The sequence below is a fragment of the Polaromonas sp. P1_F9 genome (assembly GCF_056405615.1).
Genome location: NZ_JBFUBT010000004.1, coordinates 403407 through 420617 on the forward strand (window position 1 = coordinate 403407; position 17211 = coordinate 420617).

A 17211-nucleotide genomic window follows, 5' to 3' on the forward strand; every position below is an offset into this window, starting at 1 on the left:
TCAATACTTCACACGGGGGTCAACGACCGTGTACAGCAGATCGATGGCGAAGTTGATCACTACATAGATCGCGGCTACCACCAGCAACGCACCCTGGATCACCGGGTAGTCGCGCCGGATCACCGCGCTCACCACCAGGTTGCCCACGCCGGGCAGGCCGAACACCGTCTCGGTGACCACCGCGCCACCGATCATCAGCGCTACTGTCAGGCCGAGCACGGTGACGATGGGCACCAACGCATTGCGCAGCGCATGCTTGAGCACCACCACGTTTTCCGAAAGCCCCTTGGCCCGGGCAGTGCGCACGTAGTCCTCGCCCAGCACATCCAGCATGGAGGCGCGGGTGAAGCGGATGATGAGCGCCGAATTGAGCACGCCCAGCACCGTGGCCGGCAGCACCAGGCAGTGGATGCGGGCCGCCAGCGAGGCGCCCGGCTCGCCATAGCCCGAGACCGGGAACCAGCCCAGCGAGACCGCGAAGATCTGCATCAGCACCAGGCCGAACCAGAAGCTGGGGATGCTGGCGCCCAGCATGGCAAAACCGGTGAAGGCCTGGTCGACGGCCCTGCCGCGATACACGGCCGAGACGATGCCGCAGGGCACACCGATCAGCGCGGCAATGGCAATCGCCATCAGCGAGAGCAGGGTCGTGGGCTCGGCCCGCTCCCACAGCGCCTGGGTTACCGGCCGCTGCAGGAAGATCGATTCACCCAGGTTGCCGCGCGCCAGCTCGCGGACCCACAGACCAAACTGCACCGGCAGCGGCTTGTCCAGGCCATAGACCTTCTGCACGCGGGCGATGTCCTCGGCCGTGGCCTGGTCGCCCAGCAGCACGGCGATCGGGTCGCCCGGCGCGGCACGCGTGAGAATGAACACCAGCACCGCCACGATGGCCATGACCACCAGCATGCCGCCCAGCCGGGACAGAAGGTACCGTGTCATGACATTGCTCTATTCAACGATGCGAATTTTTCACTCATTCGAAAACACTCCACATCCTCATCTCCACGCTCGCTACAAAAGACAGCGAAATAAAGCCAGTCAAGTCGCGGAACCGGCTTTGCCGGGCCGCAGGCGGGCGGCCCCCTCGGGGGGCAGCGACCCACACGCAGTGGGGGAGCGTGGGGGCTCAACTCTTCAGGCTGGTATTCCAGAAGAACGGATAGGTATAGGGCGTATAGCCTTGCAGCGCCGGTGCGCGCGCTGACAGACTGGCAAATTTTCCGACCTGGATGTAGGGCACCTCGTCATACACCACCTGTTGCACCTTGCCCCACAACGCGCCGCGTTTGGCAGGGTTGGGCTCCTGGTTCAGCGCGGCCAGCGCCTCGGCCTTGGCGGGCGAGCTCCACCAGCCCGGCGCGCCGTCGCCCAGTTGCGGTGGCGAAAGCATGGGCTCGGGGAACAGGCCCGAATGGGTGATGTAGATGTCCCACAGCTTGGGGTCGGCGCGGCGCTGCAGCAGCGTTGCCCACTCGACCACGTTGAGCTCGGCCTTGAAGCCGGCGCGCTTGAGCTGCTCGGCCATGATCAGTGCCATGTTGTAGTGAAAGTCATACTGCCGGCTGGTCAGGATGCGCACCGGCTCACCCTTGTAGCCAGCCTGCTCGGCCTGGCTCTTGGCCTTCCTGGCATCGCGCTCGTTATAGGCTGCGGTGCCGGCTGTGGAATAGAAAGGCGTGCCTTTCGGGAAGTGGTTGCCTTCGGCGATGAAAAAGCGCGTGTCGCCAAAGCCCGCCGCCAGCATCTCGCCTTCGCCCAGCGCGGTTTGCACCGCCTTGCGTACAGGCTGCCGTGCCAGCGAGCCTTCCTTGGTATTGAACACCAGGTAAGGAAAGCCAAAAGAGGGCGTCATGATGGGCACGACCTTGCCGCCGGCTTTTTCCAGCCGCGGCAGCGCCTCAATCGGCAACAGGTCGGCGTAGTGGAACTGGCCGGCCAGCGCGCCTTCCACTCGCGTATTGGCATTGGGCACTGGTACGAAGCGCAGTTCCTCCACCGCGGCCACCCGCTTGCCGCCGTAGCCGCTGGCAGCTTCACTGCGGGCGCTGTAGCCGTCGAAGCGGGTGAGCAGCACGTATTGGTCGGGCTTGCGCTCCTTGAACTTGTAGGGCCCGGTGCCCACGTATTCGCGCAGGGGCTGGGCTAGCGATTCCTTGGCCATGATGGCGGCCATGCCCGAAGCCATGGCCAATTGCGAGAGCAACGGCGCATAGGCGTTCTTCAGGCTGATCTCCAAGCTGAGCGGGCCCTTGGCCGACAGGTCGGCCACCTGAACCGCCACTGACTTGCCGCGCGGTGAGACTTCCATCCAGCGTTTCAGGCTGGCCACCACGTCGTCGGCATGGAGCTCGCGGCCACTGTGCAGCATCACGCCCTTGCGCAGCGCGATGCTGTAGAGCTTGCCGTCCGCCGAGATCTTGGGCATCGCCTCGGCCAGCATCGGCACCAGGGCCGCCTTGGCGTCGAAGGTGAACAGCGGCTCGTAGACGTGCTGCATGATGATGCAGACCAGGTCGGCCGGGGTCGACTGGATGTCCAGTGTCGGCGGCTCAGCCACCATGGCCAGATTCAGGGCTGACTTGCCCGTCTGCGCGGCGGCCGGACCGAAACCGGCGCCGGCTGCGCCCAGGGCCAGCAGGGAAGACAAGGCGGTACGGCGATGCATGCGGATTCCACGGATCATGACAACTCCTGATTGAAGTTAAATTTCAAAAGTGAAGATTAATTGATCTACAAATGGTAATTTTCAGGATAAACCCGAATATTTGCGCATAATTCTGAAAATATATTTCAATATTTGCTGAAAAAGAGACTTTAAAAGGAGTTTTTCATGCCTCTGGAATATTTGGGAAATCCGCCGCTGGCCTCCGACCGCCAGCCTCGCCCTTTCTCGCCGGCCGTGCGCGCCGGGGATTTTGTCTACGTCTCCGGTCAGGTTCCGGCGAATGAAAATGGCGAGATCGTGACCGGCGGAATCGAGGTGCAGACCCACCAGGTGATGAAGAACCTGCAGGCGGTGCTCGCCCTGGCTGGTTGCACGCTGGACGACGTCTGCAAGAGCACGGTATGGCTGCAGGATGCGCGTGACTTCGGCAGCTTCAACCGCGTCTATATGGGCTATTTTGCGAATGGCAAACCGGCCCGCTCGACGACTGAGGCTCGGTTGATGGTGGATGCACGGGTGGAGATTGATGTTGTGGCCTACAAGCCCAAGGGTTGAAACCGGGCAAGTAACTTTTCTTTGCGTCGCTGTATGGACCGGACACATGGTTAACAGGTGTGCCGGGACAAGGTTGACACTTTCCGGCGAACTTGCGGGGAGGTATCTATGCCGTGGAAGGCCCAGGACATCATGAGTTTGAAGCAGGAGTTTGTGCTGTTGGCCCAGCATCAGGGGAGCCAACCGCCGGGAGTTGTGCCGGCGCTTTGGAATCAGCCCGCCAACAGCCTATAAGTGGCTGCGGCGCTACGAAGACGAGGGCCGCTCGGGCTTGGTCGAGCAATCGCGCAGGCCCGCCAGCAGCCCGGGTATCTGTCCTGCAGATATTGAAGGTGCGGTGGTTGCGCTGCGCGGCCAACATCCTGCCTGCCGCAGGCGCAAGATCTCAGCAGGCGCCTGCCCGATCTGGGGAGCGCCAAAGTCGCCCCAGCACCGTCACCTCCATCCTGCATCGCCATGGTCTGATCACGCCCAGGCCAGTGAGGCTGCCACGCCCTGGCTGCGCTTTGAGATACCCAACGACCCACAGCCGGCCTCATCACCCGTAGACCAATGGCAAGGATGAGCGGTTTCACCGCTCACTGAAAGCCGAAGTACTCAACGAACCATGAGTCCGGTCCATACACGATGCAAAAAAAGTGAATCGCATGCCGGGCGCCTCCGGGCCAGCAACACTCAGCAAATAGCGCGCTCAAGCCGGAGCATGAACCGGCGGGCGACCTCAAGACAGATCAGCTAAGGTCAGCAATCAAATCAATGTACTGCTGCATCGCATCGTCCTGCGAGGTGCCCTTGAGGTTGTTCCAGGCGTCCCACTTGGCGCGGGCCACCATGTCGCCGAAGCCGGGCTTTTTCTCGGCGTTGTCGCCGATGCTGCCCTGCTTGTAGAGCGCATAAATCTTCAGCAGCGTGGCGTTGTCAGGGCGCTCGCTGAGGTTTTTCGAATCGGCCATGGCTTTGTCGAAGGCGGCTTTCAGGTCTGACATGAGGAATCTCCGTTTTTAGAAGTGCGTCACCAATGAAGGTGCTTGGGGTAACTGCCCGGTATCTTAGCCAGACCGTTCCGTTCAAAATAGGGAAGTTACCCCATCCGGGGTAAGTTCGCATCAGTTTTGCATCGGGAGTGCTCATGGTTACACGCGTTACCGCCCAGGCCGCTGGCCGCAAAGTGGCAAAAAACGTCCAGAAGAACGTCAAGCGGGCCGTCTCGGGAACCCTGGGTATTTCGGGGGAGCGCATGAGCAAGGTCGACACGGCCTGGCTGCGCATGGACAACGATGCCAACCTCATGATGATCGTGGGCGTGTGGCAGCTGGCGCCGGGCGTCAAGTACGCCGCCGTCTGCGAACGCATCGAAAACAGCCTGCTGAAGTACGACCGCTTCAAGCAGCGTGTGATGGAGGACGCTGCCGGCGCCACCTGGGTGATGGACCGCAACTTCGACTTGGTCAACCATGTCGTGCAGGAGAAGTTGGCCAAATCGGCCAACCAGGAGCAGGCCCTGCAGGACCGCGTGGCCGTGCTTGCCACCCAGCCCCTGGACCCGAAACGCCCGCTGTGGCAAATCCACCTGATCGAGGACTACACCGGGCCCGACGGCGTGAAGGGCAGCGCCATGATCGTGCGCATCCACCACTGCATCGCCGACGGCATTGCGCTGATCTCCGTCACCATGTCGCTGGTCGACGGGGGTGCGCCACCGCCTGAGCGGCGCAAGAAGGCGGCGGCGGCCGCCGGCACGGAAGACTGGATTGCCGACACCCTGCTCAAGCCTTTCACCGACATCACAGTCAAGGCACTGGGCGCCGTGGGCGAAGGCGCGGCGCGTTCGCTGGGCATGCTGGGCGACCCCAAAAAGGGCATGGAGGACGGCATGCACAACTCCATGGACATGGCCAAGGTGCTGATGCAAGTGCTGAAGGACGGCGCCGCGCTGGCCCTGATGCCTGACGACTCCAAAACCCGGCTCAAAGGCAAGCCCGGGGGCGCGAAAAAAGTGGCCTGGTGCCAGCCGATCCCGCTGGATGAAGTCAAGGCCGTCGGCAAGGCGCTCAACTGCTCGATCAACGATGTGCTGCTCAGTTGCGTGGCGGGTGCCCTGGGCGAATATTTGAAAACCTTCGGTGACGATGTGGCGGGCCAGGAGATCCGCGCCATGGTGCCGGTGAATTTGCGGCCGCTGGACCAGGCGCACAAGCTGGGCAACCGCTTCGGCCTGGTGCCGCTGGTGCTGCCGATCGGTGTGGACAACCCGATCGAGCGCGTCTACGAAGTGCGCCGACGTATGGCCGCGCTCAAGGGCAGCTACCAGCCACTGCTGGCCTTTAGCCTGCTGGCGGTGGCGGGGCTTTTGATCAAGCCGGCGCAGGACGTGATGCTCAACCTCTTTGCCAAGAAAACCACGGCTGTGATGACCAACGTGCCCGGCCCGCGCGAAAAGCTCAAGTTCTGCGGCTCGACACTGGAGCAAAGCATGTTCTGGGTACCGCAGTCGGGCGACGTGGGACTGGGCGTGTCCATCCTGAGCTACGGCGGCGGTGTGCAGTTTGGCGTGATCACCGACAGCGCCCTGTGCCTGGAACCGCAGCGCATCATCGACGAGTTTGTGCCGGAGTTCGCCAAGCTTTCCATTGTGACGCTGATGCTGCCCTGGGGAGAGTGATCTGGTACACCCCTGTTGAGGCTCACTTCGTGTAGCCTCCTCTCCCCTTGCAGGGGACAGGCGCCATGCGGCCGGCGAAGCCGGACCGCGGCCCCCGCTTGAAGGGCCAAGGCGCTCACGTCCGATTGCTATTAAATTGATAGCTATTGGTCTAGACTTTTCGTTGGCTAGAGGCCTAAAATACCTAAAAATCTTGAGGCCACCGACGCCGCTTCCTGCAGCGAGGGGGAAGGCTACACCGAGTAAGCCTTAACAGGGGTGAACCAATTTCATGCTGCAAAACGGTGCGAGGCGATTTCGAGCAGTCCGTCGAAGATGAGGCTGTCCACCAGCTCAAACTTCACCGACATGCTGGGCGCCATCTTCCATCCGGCGCCACCGGTCATGATGCATTCAGGTTCCTCGCCGCAATGGCGGGCGACGTTTTCCACCATGCGGTGTATCGCACCGGCAATGGCGAAAGTGCCGCCGCTGGTCAGCGCATCACTGGTATTGGTGGGAAAGTCGCGCACCTCGCCGGTGGGAACGTGCAGACCGGCCGTTCCGGATTCGAGTGCGCGCAGCATGATGCCGTGGCCCGGAAGGATGAGGCCACCCAGGAATTTGCCGCCGGCGTCAATCGCCTCGACGGTGACGGCAGTACCCACCATGACGACCACGCAAGGCTTGTTGATGCCGCGCGCCAGCAGCCGGTGGCGCGCACCGATGATGGCAACCCAGCGGTCTGCGCCGAGTCTTGCCGGGTGGTCATAGCCGTTGGTGGCGCCGGCCTCGTGCGGGCTGGAAACTACCCAGTGCGGCGCCACGTCCCAGAGCTCCATTTGCTCGGCCACGCGCCGCTTGATGGCGTCGCCGGCGACGATGCAGCCGAGGATGCGCGAAGGCGGCTGCATGCCGCCCCACTCTTCTTCGGATAGCTTGTCGATGTTTTCCAGGAACACGGCGCCCTGCGCTTGCAGCTTGGCCCCGGGCACAGCGGATTCGTACTGGGCCCATTTCAGGCGGGTGTTACCCACGTCAAGCGCTAGAAAGGTCATTTGGCGGATTATGAACAGGTTTGAAGCTCGCCTGCGGGCACAGGCCTAAAGGTTTTCCAGTACACGCGGCAAAGAATGCTCAGATCAGTCCGAACCAGCATGCGCGCTGGATGGCGGCCAGCTTGTTGTCGACCTTGAGCTTGGTCATGGCATTGGAGAGGTGAAAGTTCACCGTGCGTTCGCTGCAGGCCAGCAATTCGCCGGTCTCGCGCGCCGTCATTCCCTGGAAGGCCAGGCTCAGGCATTCGAGTTCGCGCGGGCTCAGCGGGCTGCGCGCTTCGGCCAGCGCGCGCTTGAGCAGCGGCCAGATGTTGAGGGCCGACCAGGCCAGCAAGGCCGCCTCGCTGCGGTCATGCCACTGCCTCGGGCTGAAGAGGTAGCATTCAAAGGCCCGCCCCACCGTCAACGGGAAGGCGATGCGCACCACGCTCTGGTAGCCGTGGGCCAGCCACAGCCGGCGCCAGCGGCTCAGGCTTTCGAAAGCGGTTTTTGAGATGTCCTGCCAGGCGACAAGAGGTGCATCGGAGTCGCGCCATGGGGCGCCGAAGTCCCGGCTCTCGGCCAAGGCCTCGGCGGCATCGAGCAGGCGCGGAGGGTGAATGGCGAGCACCAGCCGGTCTTCCTGCCCCCCGAACGGGTCAGGGCCCAGCACCATGAGCGCCTCGACCGAGAACTCTCGAAGAGCGCACAGCCAGTCGCTGATGACGCCGTCCAGGCTGACGCTGTCAAAGTTGGCAGGTAACAGCATTAGCTTGACGAGATGAGAACCGGGACAATACAGTCAAATGTCAAATGCATCATCAGTCAGGTTCCCGGTTGTGCTGGAGAAGTTCTTAACGTGAGGAGCGCCCGCTTTCACGCGTGGCTTGCGCGGCGTCCCCTGCTTCAGTGGCTGCGCGAGGAACTGATCCTTGCGCCCCTGGAGCCCATTTTGCATCCATCCCCGCGGCGGCTGTGGTGGCTGGGTCTTTCTTTTTTTTCGGGCAACGCCCTGTTCGCCTGGATCTGGTCGGTCTGGTTGCCGCAGCCCTATGAAAACCTGCCGCTGCGCGTCGTGGCCAGCGTGCTGGGCTACAGCCTGATGACCAAACGCGTCAACCATGACCCGGGAAGCCGGCTGGCGCAACGGGTGTTTGGCGTGGTGTTCTGGCTCGAGCTGCCGGTCTTGTTCAGCTGGATGTACCTGTGTAACGGCAGCAATACCGTGTGGCTGGCCACCCTGGCGGCCATGGTGTTGATCTACTACCATGTCACTGACTGGCGCCTGGCGACCCTGGGCACCATCACCGGTGGGGGACTGGCCTGGGTCATGTTCCTGTACGTGGGGCCGGCGGTTCCCGCCCTGCCGGAAGACCAGCGCACCGTGCATGCCGTGGTATTTGCGTTTGCCTGGTCGATCGCGCTGGTGCTGAACCTTTCCTCGGCCAACCTGCGGCGAGAGCAGCTTTCCAGCACGCTCACTACCATCGGCATCATGGCGCACGAGCTGCGCACGCCGCTGTCGACGGCAGCCCTGCTGGGCGATGCGATCCATCTGGAGGTGCAGCGCCAGCCCGACAACCCGCGCGCGCTGCAGCTGGACAAGCTGGCGCTGCGCCTTCACGCACTGGTTCGAAACATGAACCACCAGATCGACACACAGATCGCGAATGCCAAGCTGCTGCAGCTGCCACGGCATACCCAACAGGTCGCGGCCGGCAAATTGGTCCAGGACGTCGTGGCGGCGTATCCCTATCAGTCGAGCCGCCAGAGGGAATGCGTGCGGGTGCTTGTTCACGATGACTTCACCTTCCGTTCTTCCGCCACACAGTTTTCCCAGGTGCTGGACAACCTCATCAAGAACGCGCTGCATTCCCTGATGGCGGCCGACTCGAAATACCCGCATGGCGCCCTGCGCATTGAAGTCGGCCGGACGCAGGCACGCGGCCGCATCATGGTGGCCGATGAGGGCATGGGTATCGACGCCGCCCTGCTGCCGCAGATTTTCAAGCCGTTCTTCTCGAGCAACCGCGGCACGGGGCACGGCCTGGGCCTGGCCTTTTGCCAGCAAGTGGTACAAAGCGCAGGTGGCACCATTCATGTGAAATCAGAGTTCGCCGTGGGAGCTGCTTTTACCATCGAGCTGCCGATTACGGCCTGATACCTTGCACATGATTTGCTTTTGACAACCCGCGCTAGACTGACAACATGTCCTTTGCACTTTACCGCCGTCCCGGAGGCGTGGTTTTCCTGGATGACGACCCGGATTATCTCGAAATGCTCGCGGAAGTCATGCCGCTGGACTGGCATGTACGCCTGTTCCTGCGCCCCGTGGCGTGTATAGACCTGCTGCTCCAGGAGCCGGTGCGCTGGGAAGCGGATGCCTGGCGCCAGCAGGAAATCATCAATCGATGGCGCGAGGGGACGGCCCTGATTCCGCAAATCCTGCAGTACTGGCGGGACGACGGCACGGCGCGATTTGCGCTCACGCAGGTCTGCGTGGTGGACTATTCCATGCCGGCCATGAGCGGGCTGAGGGTGTTGAGCGAGCTGACCGGGTGGTCGGGGTCGCGCGTTTTGCTGACAGGCAGGGCCGACGAGCAACTTGCCGTGTCGGCCTTCAACCGCGGGCTGATCGAACAATTCATTCCCAAGCAATCTCCGGAGATCCGGCTGCGCCTGACCGATGCGGTGCAGGCGCTGCTGCGACAGCCCGATCCCCGGCATCAGCAGACCTGGCGGGCGACGCTGTCCCGCGCGCAGCATGCGCTGTTGTGCGAACCATCCGTCGCGCAGGAGCTGGAAAACCTGGCACTGCGGCAAGGCTGGATCGAGCATGTGGTGATCGGTGCACCTTTCGGTGTGCTGGCGCTTGACCGCAAAGGCAGCGTCAGCTGGTTGCAGCTGGAACCCGCCGGGAACCTGCCAGAGCTTGCCGAAATGGCAGTATCGCAAGGCTGGGATGCCGCGACCGTGAAGGACGTGGCGGCGGGCAGGAAACTCATCGACCTGGAACTGCAGCTGGCGCTGGGCGCCGGCCACAAACCCCAGCCGCGCCAGGCCTTCGCCATCGCTTCCGGTCCGGCCGCGCTCCATGCGGCGCTTTTTACTGTCGGCGAGCCTTTTAACCCCGGCTTCATGAGCAGCCACGAGCGATTCATTGCCACCTCGGGTGAGAGACACCTGCAGGACTGACACCGGCATCACGCCTCCTGGCCGGCCCGGGCGCGCCGTGCAATCGGCCAATCCCATGGCTTCACGATCGGCGCGATTTCGCGTGCGACCGCTTCCACATGATCCAGTTCGGAATCCATCAGCCCGGCATTCAGGGTCAACCTCATCATTGCGCGTTTGCTGCTGGTGGCCGGCGCGCAGAACATCGACGAAAACACGTTGCGCTCCTCCAGCCGGTCCCGCAGCACCATGGTGTCGGATTCCAGCCCGACCTCCAGCGCAATGATCTGCTGGCTGCCTTGGTGGATGGGATAGCCCAGCTCGCTCAAGGCGGACCGCAACCTGCGCGTGTGGGCGTGAAGCCTTGCGCGCGCATCGTCGCTATTGCGGATCACCTCCAGCGTGGCTGCAAGGCCGGCAATCTCGTGCGGCAGCAGGCTGGAGCTGAAGATATTGGGAAAGCTTGAACAGAGAATGTAATAGCGCATGTGCGCCGGCGCAGTAAAAAAGCCGGCCCGGCCCGCAAACGCCTTGGCAAGGCTGGCGGTGATGAAGTGCACGCGGCTGGTGAGGCCCAACTCGGCACACAGCCCCGCACCTTCCGGGCCGTGGGTGCCCAGCGAGTGCGATTCATCCACCAGGATCATGCAGCCGTGCTGCTCGGCCACATCGACAATTTCGCCCAAAGGGCAGATGGCGCCCGTGGTGCTGTACACGGAATCGACCACCACGATGCCCGGGCCGTTCCTGGCGATCATCCGGGCGAGATGAACCGGATCATTGTGGCGAAAAGCGAAAGCCGGGGCGCGCGCCGCATGGGCGCCTTCCCACAACGATGCATGAGCCAGCGTATCAAGGTACACGGGGGTCTGCGCATCGGCAATCGCCTGCAGCAAGCCGACATTGGCCGCATAACCTGATTGGCAAATGAAGCCGTCGTCCTTTCCGACCCAGGATGCCAGTGCCAGCTCCAGCGTGTGTGTGGGATGCTGGTTCAGGTGGAAGACACCGGACTGCACCACAAACTCCTGCTCCTTGCGCAAGGCTTCCACCTGCGCGTGGACGATGTGCGGATGACCCGTGACGCTTAGGTAGTCGTTGCCGTCCAGCCGGATGGCATTGGAGTCCGGTGTTTTGCCATGAAGCATGAACTTTCCGCTCCACTGCTGGTTCCAGCGCGGCGTGAAGTCACGGGATATTCGCTGGCACAACTGGGCCCCAAGGGCAGGGTTGGAAAAATGCGCGGAGTCAGGGGAAAGTTTGCGTTCGAGTACTTGCATGAGGGAGCTCCGTTAAAAAGGGAAACCCCATTGAAAGCGCTCAAACAAATTGATACTTCTTATCCCCTGTCAGAATTAACAGGGGGTACATCAATACACCAAATTTGCGACATCGTGGTGTGAACTATTCACCTCGTTTTGAGGAAGCCCAACCGCCATTTACTTACATATTCAGGTTACAAAAAGTAGATATGCCGGCCCTCGAAGGTGGCAGTCATCTCAACCCTGCTTCCACGGCAAGCCCCGAAAACGCCAGCCCCCCTTGCGGCCGCGCTGCCCCTGCTCAGCATCGCCTTCAAAACCTTCGAGGATGTTGTAAGCCTCGACGCCCAGCTCGGTCGCGCGTTTGGCCGCCGCGACCGAACGCACACCGCTGCGGCACAACAGCACTGCCTTCTTGCCAGCAGGCACTGCGGCCTTCAGCCCCTCGGCAAAACCAGCATTGATCGTCATGCCCGGCCATTGCTTCCACGCCAGGGGTACTGCGCCAGGCACGTAACCCACCCATTCGCGTTCAGCGTCGGTCCGGACGTCCACCAGCACCGCCTCGCCTGACTGCATCCACTCAAAAGCCAGCTGTGCAGAAATATCGCCCGCATACCCGGAAGCAGGCTGGACACCAGGTCGCGCGGAACCATTTGCAGAAGTTTTTTTTTCCATCACAGGGCCTCTCAGTTCGGGGTGTTGATCAACAGGCATATCGGGCATGCATGCACCGCATGACAGCGACCCGAAACCAGCAGATCTAGTTTATCCCCCTGCAACCACACGCCAGACAGTGAGGGCATAGGCAGGCCGCGCATCCCCTGGCGCAGGTGTGACATGCACAATCACCCTACCGATGAACTGCAGGAGACCCCGATGCCCCGCAACGCCGATACACCTTCTCCACAAAAGGTACAGCCTGGCAAGGCAAGCTTCAAGGCTCTGGCCAAAACCGTAGCCCCCTGGCAACCCTCTCCGTCGAAGCCCAAGGGGTTTTCCCTCGCCAGCCTTGACCCGGCAGCCAAGCCGTTCTCGACGGGCGACAAGCTACGCGACAAAGCTGCCGTCGAAGCACTGGCCACAGAGATTGACGGATTGCAAAACCTGTTTTACGCGGACAAACGCTACAAGCTTCTTGTGGTCCTGCAGGGAACGGACACGTCAGGCAAGGACGGGACATTGCGCGGTGTCTTTGGGCGCATCAGCCCGCTGGGCGTACGGACGGTCAGCTGGAAGGCCCCGACGGAAGACGAGCGGGCGCATGACTACCTGTGGCGAATCCATCAGCAGATGCCGGGCATGGGAGAGATCGTGATTTTCAACCGCAGCCACTACGAAGATGTATTGGTGCCGCCCGTCAACGGATGGATCACATCGGCACAAACAGCACAGCGTTTCCGGCATATCAACGACTTCGAACGCATGCTCTCGGAAACCGGTACCGTGATCCTCAAGTTCATGTTGCATATCAGTCCCGATGAGCAAAAGCGACGGCTGCAGGAGCGACTGGATGACCCCGCCAAACACTGGAAATTCAGCGCAGGCGACCTGGAGGTCCGCAAACAATGGAAGCAGTATCGGAAGGCTTACGAAGCACTGCTCCAGGCCACCAGCACCCCTTGGGCACCCTGGACCGTGGTGCCGGCTGACTCCAAGACGCATCGCAACCTGATGATCGCTACCCTCGTCCGGGCCAGGTTGCAGGAACTGAAGCTGCGTTTTCCGCCAGGCGATCCGGCTCTCAAGGGGCTGAAAATCACCTGAGCTCCTCGGCGGTTCCTGTCGGTCAGGCACAAACAGTTTCACCCTGAGAAGGGGCACCGTCCTGTAGCGTTGGTGGAAACCCTCTTTGTAAGGAATGGGCAAGGCGGAATGATGAGTCCTCTTACCTTTTTCGAAACAACAGGAGACAAGTCATGACCGAGAGCAAAAACCCCCGCAGGCGCGGCCTGCTGAAAGGCGCCGCGATTGCCGCCGGCGCCCTGTCCGCCCCCATGGTCGCCATGGCGCAGACAACGTCCTTGCGCTTCCAGAGCACCTGGCCGGCCAAGGACATCTTCCACGAATTCGCCAACGACTTCGCGAAAAAGGTCAATGACATGGCCGGCGGCCGCCTGAAGATCGAGGTGCTGCCCTCGGGCGCGGTCGTGCCGGCCTTCCAGCTGCTGGAAGCCGTCAACAAGGGCACGCTGGACGGTGGCCACGGCGTGGTGGCCTACCACTACGGCAAGAATTCGGCGCTGGCCCTGTGGGGTTCCGGCCCCGGCTACGGCATGGACTCCAACATGGTGCTGGCCTGGCACAACTACGGCGGTGGCAAGGCCCTGCTCGAGGAAATCTACAAGGCCATCAACATGGACGTGGTGTCCTACCTGTACGGCCCCATGACCACCCAGCCGCTGGGCTGGTTCAAGAAGCCCATTGCCAAGGCCGACGACCTCAAGGGTCTGAAGTACCGCACGGTGGGCCTGGCCGTGGACATGTTCACGCTGATGGGCGCCGCGGTGAATCCCTTGCCCGGCGGCGAGATCGTGCCGGCGCTGGACCGCGGCCTGATCGACGCGGCCGAGTTCAACAACGCCTCCTCCGACCGGGTCCTGGGCTTTCCCGACGTGGTGAAAAACTGCATGCTGCAAAGCTTTCACCAGAGCGGCGAGCAGTTCGAAATCCTGTTCAACAAGACCAAATACAACACGCTGCCGGCCGAACTCAAATCCATCATCGACTACGCGGTGCAGGCCGCCAGCGCCGACATGAGCTGGAAAATGATAGACCGCAACTCCAGCGACTACATCGAGATGAAGAAGCAGGGGATCAAGTTCTACAAGACCTCGGATGCCGTGCTGCGCGCCCAGCTGGACGCCTGGGACAAGACCATTGCCAAGAAGGCCGGCGAGAACCCGCTGTTCCAGAAGGTGCTGGATTCGCAAAAGGCCTTCGCCCAGCGGGCCGTGTCCTGGCACAACGACTATTCCGTCGACTTCAAGATGGCCTACAACCATTATTTCTCCGGCAAGAAAGCCTAGCCGGCGCTTGAGCCTGAGCCTTGAGTACAGCAGCCATCCGGTCCCGCCTGGATGGCTGCTTTTCTTTGTCGCAGCCCGCCATCGGAACCGCCATGAACGTTCAACGTCTCCTTCACACCGCTGACGCCATCAGCACCTGGGTGGGCAAGGCTTTCGCCTGGCTCATCGTGGCGCTGATGTTGCTGGTCTGCGCCGAGGTCTTCAAGCGCTACGCGCTCAACGCGCCGACGGCCTGGATCTTCGACGCCAACAACATGCTCTACGGCACCCTGTTCATGATGGGCGGCGCCTATACCCTGGCCCAGGACGGCCATGTTCGTGGAGACTTTCTGTACGGCAGCATGAAGCCGCGCATGCAGGCCTGGCTGGACCTGGTGCTGTACGTCCTGTTCTTCCTGCCCGGCATCGCCGCGCTGACTTGGGCCGGCTGGACCTACTTCAATGACTCGTGGGCCATCCACGAGCAGACCTTCAACGCTGACCCGATTCCGCTCTACCCCTTCAAGTTCGTGATCCCGCTGGCCGGCGCCATCGTGCTGATGCAGGGCATCGCTGAAATGATCCGCTGCGTGGTGTGCATCAGGACCGGTGTGTGGACGCCGCGCCTCAAGGACGCAGAGGAGGCCGACGTGGTAGCACAGCAGCTGGCCGGCAGCGAATTCGTCGATGAGGATGCCAAGCGGCTCGCCATCGAAAAATCCAAAGGGATGAAGGGATAGATGATGATCGCAGTGCAGAACCGCTTCAAACAAGATCGCGCCCCCTCGGGGGGCAGTGCAACCGCCTTGGCGGCAAACGTGGGGGCTCCATGACCAATGCAGCCCTTGGCATGACCATGCTCTGCCTGATCGTGGTCGTGATCATGCTGGGATTTCCCACCGCCTTCACCCTGATGGGGCTGGGCATCATGTTCGGCTTCGTCGCGTTCTACGACCCGTCGGCCCATTGGCTCGACAACAAGATCTTCGACCTCATGGTGCAGCGCGCCTTCGGGGCCATGACCAATGAAACCCTGCTGTCCATCCCGCTTTTTGTGCTGATGGGCTACGTGATGGAGCGCGGCGCGCTGGTGGACAAGATGTTCCACAGCGTGCAGCTCGCGTTTCGCAGCGTGCCGGGTTCGCTGGCCGTCACCACGCTGATCATCTGCACCTTCTGGGGCATCGCCAGCGGCCTGGTGGGCGCCGTCGTGGTGCTGATGGGCGTGATCGCCATGCGGCCCATGCTCAACGCCGGCTACGACACCCGGCTGGCGGCCGGCGTCATCACCGCAGGCGGCACGCTGGGCATCTTGATCCCGCCCTCGGTGATGATCATCGTCTACGCGGCCGTTGCCGGCCAGTCGGTCGTCAAGCTCTATGCGGCCGCCATGTTCCCGGGCTTTTTCCTGGCCCTGCTGTACCTCGTCTACATCATCGGCTGGGTGCTGATCAACCCGAAGATCGCGCCCAGGCTGCCGCCCGAGCAGCAGCAGGTGCCGGTGCCGCCCTGGCTGCACGCCATCGGCGGCGCCTATTCGCGCCGCATGCTGCCCGCGCTGCTGGCCGCGACCGCATCGCCCGGCCGCGCCCTCAAAGCCGGCGTGGACGGCATGAAGATCACCCGGGGCTTGCTGGCGCGCAGCCTGGGCCTGGCGCTGGTGCCGCTGGCGCTGTCGGCCGTCACCCTGGGCGCCGTGTGGTGGTATGTGGTGATCCACTCCCAGGAGGACAACGTTGCGAGCGCCGCGGCGCAGGTCACCCAGCGAGCCCAGGCGCCCGCACCCGCTACTGCCACCGGCGGACTGCAGGAGGCTCCCGGCGCCGAGGCTGTCCAGGCACCGCCGGCTGCCGGCGGCGTCCAGGAACCGCCGGCAGAAACCAGCGGCCTGCAGGAGCTGTCGGCCCCACCTGGCGCAACCGAGGAGCCGGCCGCCGGCGCCGCCAGGGACGAGCCCATGCAGCAGTTTGGCGACCCGGCGGCCGAAGGCCCGCACACCGTCGCCGTTCCCGACATGTTCTTCACCGGCTTCTGGATCGCCTGCGCCATCACCTTGCTGCTGCTGGCCTGGTACTACTGGAAGTTCGATGCGGAGCAGTTCGAGATTCTGCGCATGCTGGTGTCCTCCGTCATGCCGCTGGCCATCCTCACCTTCGTCGTGCTGGCGGTGATCCTGTTCGGCATCACGACGGCCACCGAATCCGCGGCGGTCGGCGCGGCGGGCGCCTTCCTGATGGCCTGGCATGCCAAGACCCTGAACTTCCAGCGCATCAAGGAAGCGGTCTTCCTCACCGCCAAAACCACCTCCATGGTGTGCTGGCTGTTTGTCGGCTCAGCGCTGTTTTCGGCCGTCTTCGCCTTGTTGGGCGGGCAGGCCGTGATCGAAAGATGGGTGCTGTCAATGGAGCTGACGCCGCTGCAGTTTCTGCTGGTATCGCAGGCCATCATCTTCATCCTCGGCTGGCCGCTCGAGTGGACCGAAATCATCGTGATCTTTGTGCCCATCTTCCTGCCGCTGCTGCAGCACTTCCAGATCGACCCCATCCTCTGGGGCGTGCTGGTCTTCGTGAACCTGCAGGCGGCCTTCCTGTCGCCACCGGTCGCGATGAGCGCCTTCTACCTCAAAGGCGTGTCGCCGCCCCACGTGACCTTGAACCAGATCTTCGCCGGCATGATGCCCTATATGCTGATCGTGATCCTGTGCATGGTGTTCATGTACGTCTGGCCGGGCATGACACTCTGGCTGCCGAAGTTCCTGTACGGCGGCGGCTGACCGGCCGGAGGTCCTCTCCAGCGAGGCGGCCCGCTTCCCCTCGAATACCCCCGCCCCGAGGCGGGCGCTTGAACAGCCTCCACTTACGGAGTA

General features: G+C 62.5%; 15 protein-coding genes and 1 pseudogene. 9 read left to right on the plus strand and 7 right to left on the minus strand.

Translation table 11 applies throughout. The features are described 5' to 3' along the window. Positions 1-942, minus strand: coding sequence for an ABC transporter permease (locus AC1DYR_RS13365; RefSeq protein WP_477648166.1), 942 nt, complete (start codon positions 940-942; stop codon positions 1-3). Between the two features lie 187 nt (positions 943-1129). Continuing rightward, positions 1130-2686: an ABC transporter substrate-binding protein gene (locus tag AC1DYR_RS13370; RefSeq protein WP_477705515.1), complete on the minus strand. Its 1557-nt coding sequence runs from the start codon at positions 2684-2686 to the stop codon at positions 1130-1132. A gap of 147 nt (positions 2687-2833) precedes the next feature. Here AC1DYR_RS13370 and AC1DYR_RS13375 point away from each other — a divergent pair, with 147 nt between their 5' ends. Continuing rightward, positions 2834-3223 carry a RidA family protein gene (locus AC1DYR_RS13375; protein ID WP_477705516.1) on the plus strand — a complete coding sequence of 130 codons (390 nt, stop codon included), beginning with the start codon at positions 2834-2836 and terminating at the stop codon, positions 3221-3223. A gap of 108 nt (positions 3224-3331) precedes the next feature. Further along, positions 3332-3782: pseudogene (locus tag AC1DYR_RS13380) on the plus strand (helix-turn-helix domain-containing protein); the annotation flags it as partial. Positions 3783-3954: 172 nt separating this feature from the next. Here AC1DYR_RS13380 and AC1DYR_RS13385 read toward each other — a convergent pair. Then, positions 3955-4209, minus strand: coding sequence for an acyl-CoA-binding protein (locus AC1DYR_RS13385; RefSeq protein ID WP_457281267.1), 255 nt, complete (start codon positions 4207-4209; stop codon positions 3955-3957). 143 nt (positions 4210-4352) lie between these two features. Between AC1DYR_RS13385 and AC1DYR_RS13390 the strand changes: the two genes are divergently transcribed. Then, positions 4353-5885, plus strand: coding sequence for a wax ester/triacylglycerol synthase family O-acyltransferase (locus AC1DYR_RS13390; protein ID WP_477705517.1), 1533 nt, complete (start codon positions 4353-4355; stop codon positions 5883-5885). 269 nt (positions 5886-6154) lie between these two features. Here the strand turns inward: AC1DYR_RS13390 and AC1DYR_RS13395 are convergent, their stop codons facing one another. Together AC1DYR_RS13395 and AC1DYR_RS13400 are read right to left on the minus strand one after the other, a co-directional pair. Further along, on the minus strand, positions 6155-6922 hold the full coding sequence (locus AC1DYR_RS13395; RefSeq protein ID WP_477705518.1) for a type III pantothenate kinase: 768 nt from the start codon (positions 6920-6922) through the stop codon (positions 6155-6157). Positions 6923-7001: 79 nt separating this feature from the next. Further along, entirely contained in the window at positions 7002-7670 is a 669-nt protein-coding gene (locus AC1DYR_RS13400) for a helix-turn-helix transcriptional regulator (RefSeq protein WP_477647485.1), read from the minus strand. Positions 7671-7853: 183 nt separating this feature from the next. Here AC1DYR_RS13400 and AC1DYR_RS13405 point away from each other — a divergent pair, with 183 nt between their 5' ends. Both AC1DYR_RS13405 and AC1DYR_RS13410 read left to right on the plus strand, forming a co-directional pair. After that, positions 7854-9062, plus strand: coding sequence for a sensor histidine kinase (locus AC1DYR_RS13405; RefSeq protein WP_477705519.1), 1209 nt, complete (start codon positions 7854-7856; stop codon positions 9060-9062). Positions 9063-9109: 47 nt separating this feature from the next. Then, positions 9110-10096, plus strand: a complete 987-nt coding sequence (locus AC1DYR_RS13410) for a response regulator (protein WP_477705520.1) — start codon at positions 9110-9112, stop codon at positions 10094-10096. Between the two features lie 8 nt (positions 10097-10104). On the opposite strand, the gene cqsA is transcribed toward AC1DYR_RS13410, so the two are convergent. Together cqsA and AC1DYR_RS13420 are read right to left on the minus strand one after the other, a co-directional pair. Beyond that, positions 10105-11355, minus strand: a complete 1251-nt coding sequence (cqsA, locus tag AC1DYR_RS13415; protein WP_477705521.1) for an alpha-hydroxyketone-type quorum-sensing autoinducer synthase — start codon at positions 11353-11355, stop codon at positions 10105-10107. A gap of 219 nt (positions 11356-11574) precedes the next feature. Further along, positions 11575-12015 (minus strand): rhodanese-like domain-containing protein, encoded by a 441-nt coding sequence (locus tag AC1DYR_RS13420; protein WP_477705522.1) that lies wholly within the window; start codon positions 12013-12015, stop codon positions 11575-11577. 201 nt (positions 12016-12216) lie between these two features. Here AC1DYR_RS13420 and AC1DYR_RS13425 point away from each other — a divergent pair, with 201 nt between their 5' ends. The 4 genes from AC1DYR_RS13425 to AC1DYR_RS13440 all read left to right on the plus strand — a co-directional run bounded on the left by AC1DYR_RS13425 (position 12217) and on the right by AC1DYR_RS13440 (position 17118). Beyond that, a complete protein-coding gene (locus AC1DYR_RS13425; protein WP_477705523.1) occupies positions 12217-13104 on the plus strand; it encodes a PPK2 family polyphosphate kinase in 888 nt (295 codons plus the stop codon). Between the two features lie 152 nt (positions 13105-13256). Next, positions 13257-14366: a TRAP transporter substrate-binding protein gene (locus tag AC1DYR_RS13430; RefSeq protein WP_477705524.1), complete on the plus strand. Its 1110-nt coding sequence runs from the start codon at positions 13257-13259 to the stop codon at positions 14364-14366. 92 nt (positions 14367-14458) lie between these two features. Then, positions 14459-15085 carry a TRAP transporter small permease subunit gene (locus tag AC1DYR_RS13435; RefSeq protein WP_477705525.1) on the plus strand — a complete coding sequence of 209 codons (627 nt, stop codon included), beginning with the start codon at positions 14459-14461 and terminating at the stop codon, positions 15083-15085. Positions 15086-15174: 89 nt separating this feature from the next. Continuing rightward, positions 15175-17118, plus strand: coding sequence for a TRAP transporter large permease (locus AC1DYR_RS13440; RefSeq protein WP_477705526.1), 1944 nt, complete (start codon positions 15175-15177; stop codon positions 17116-17118). Positions 17119-17211: the final 93 nt, after the last annotated feature.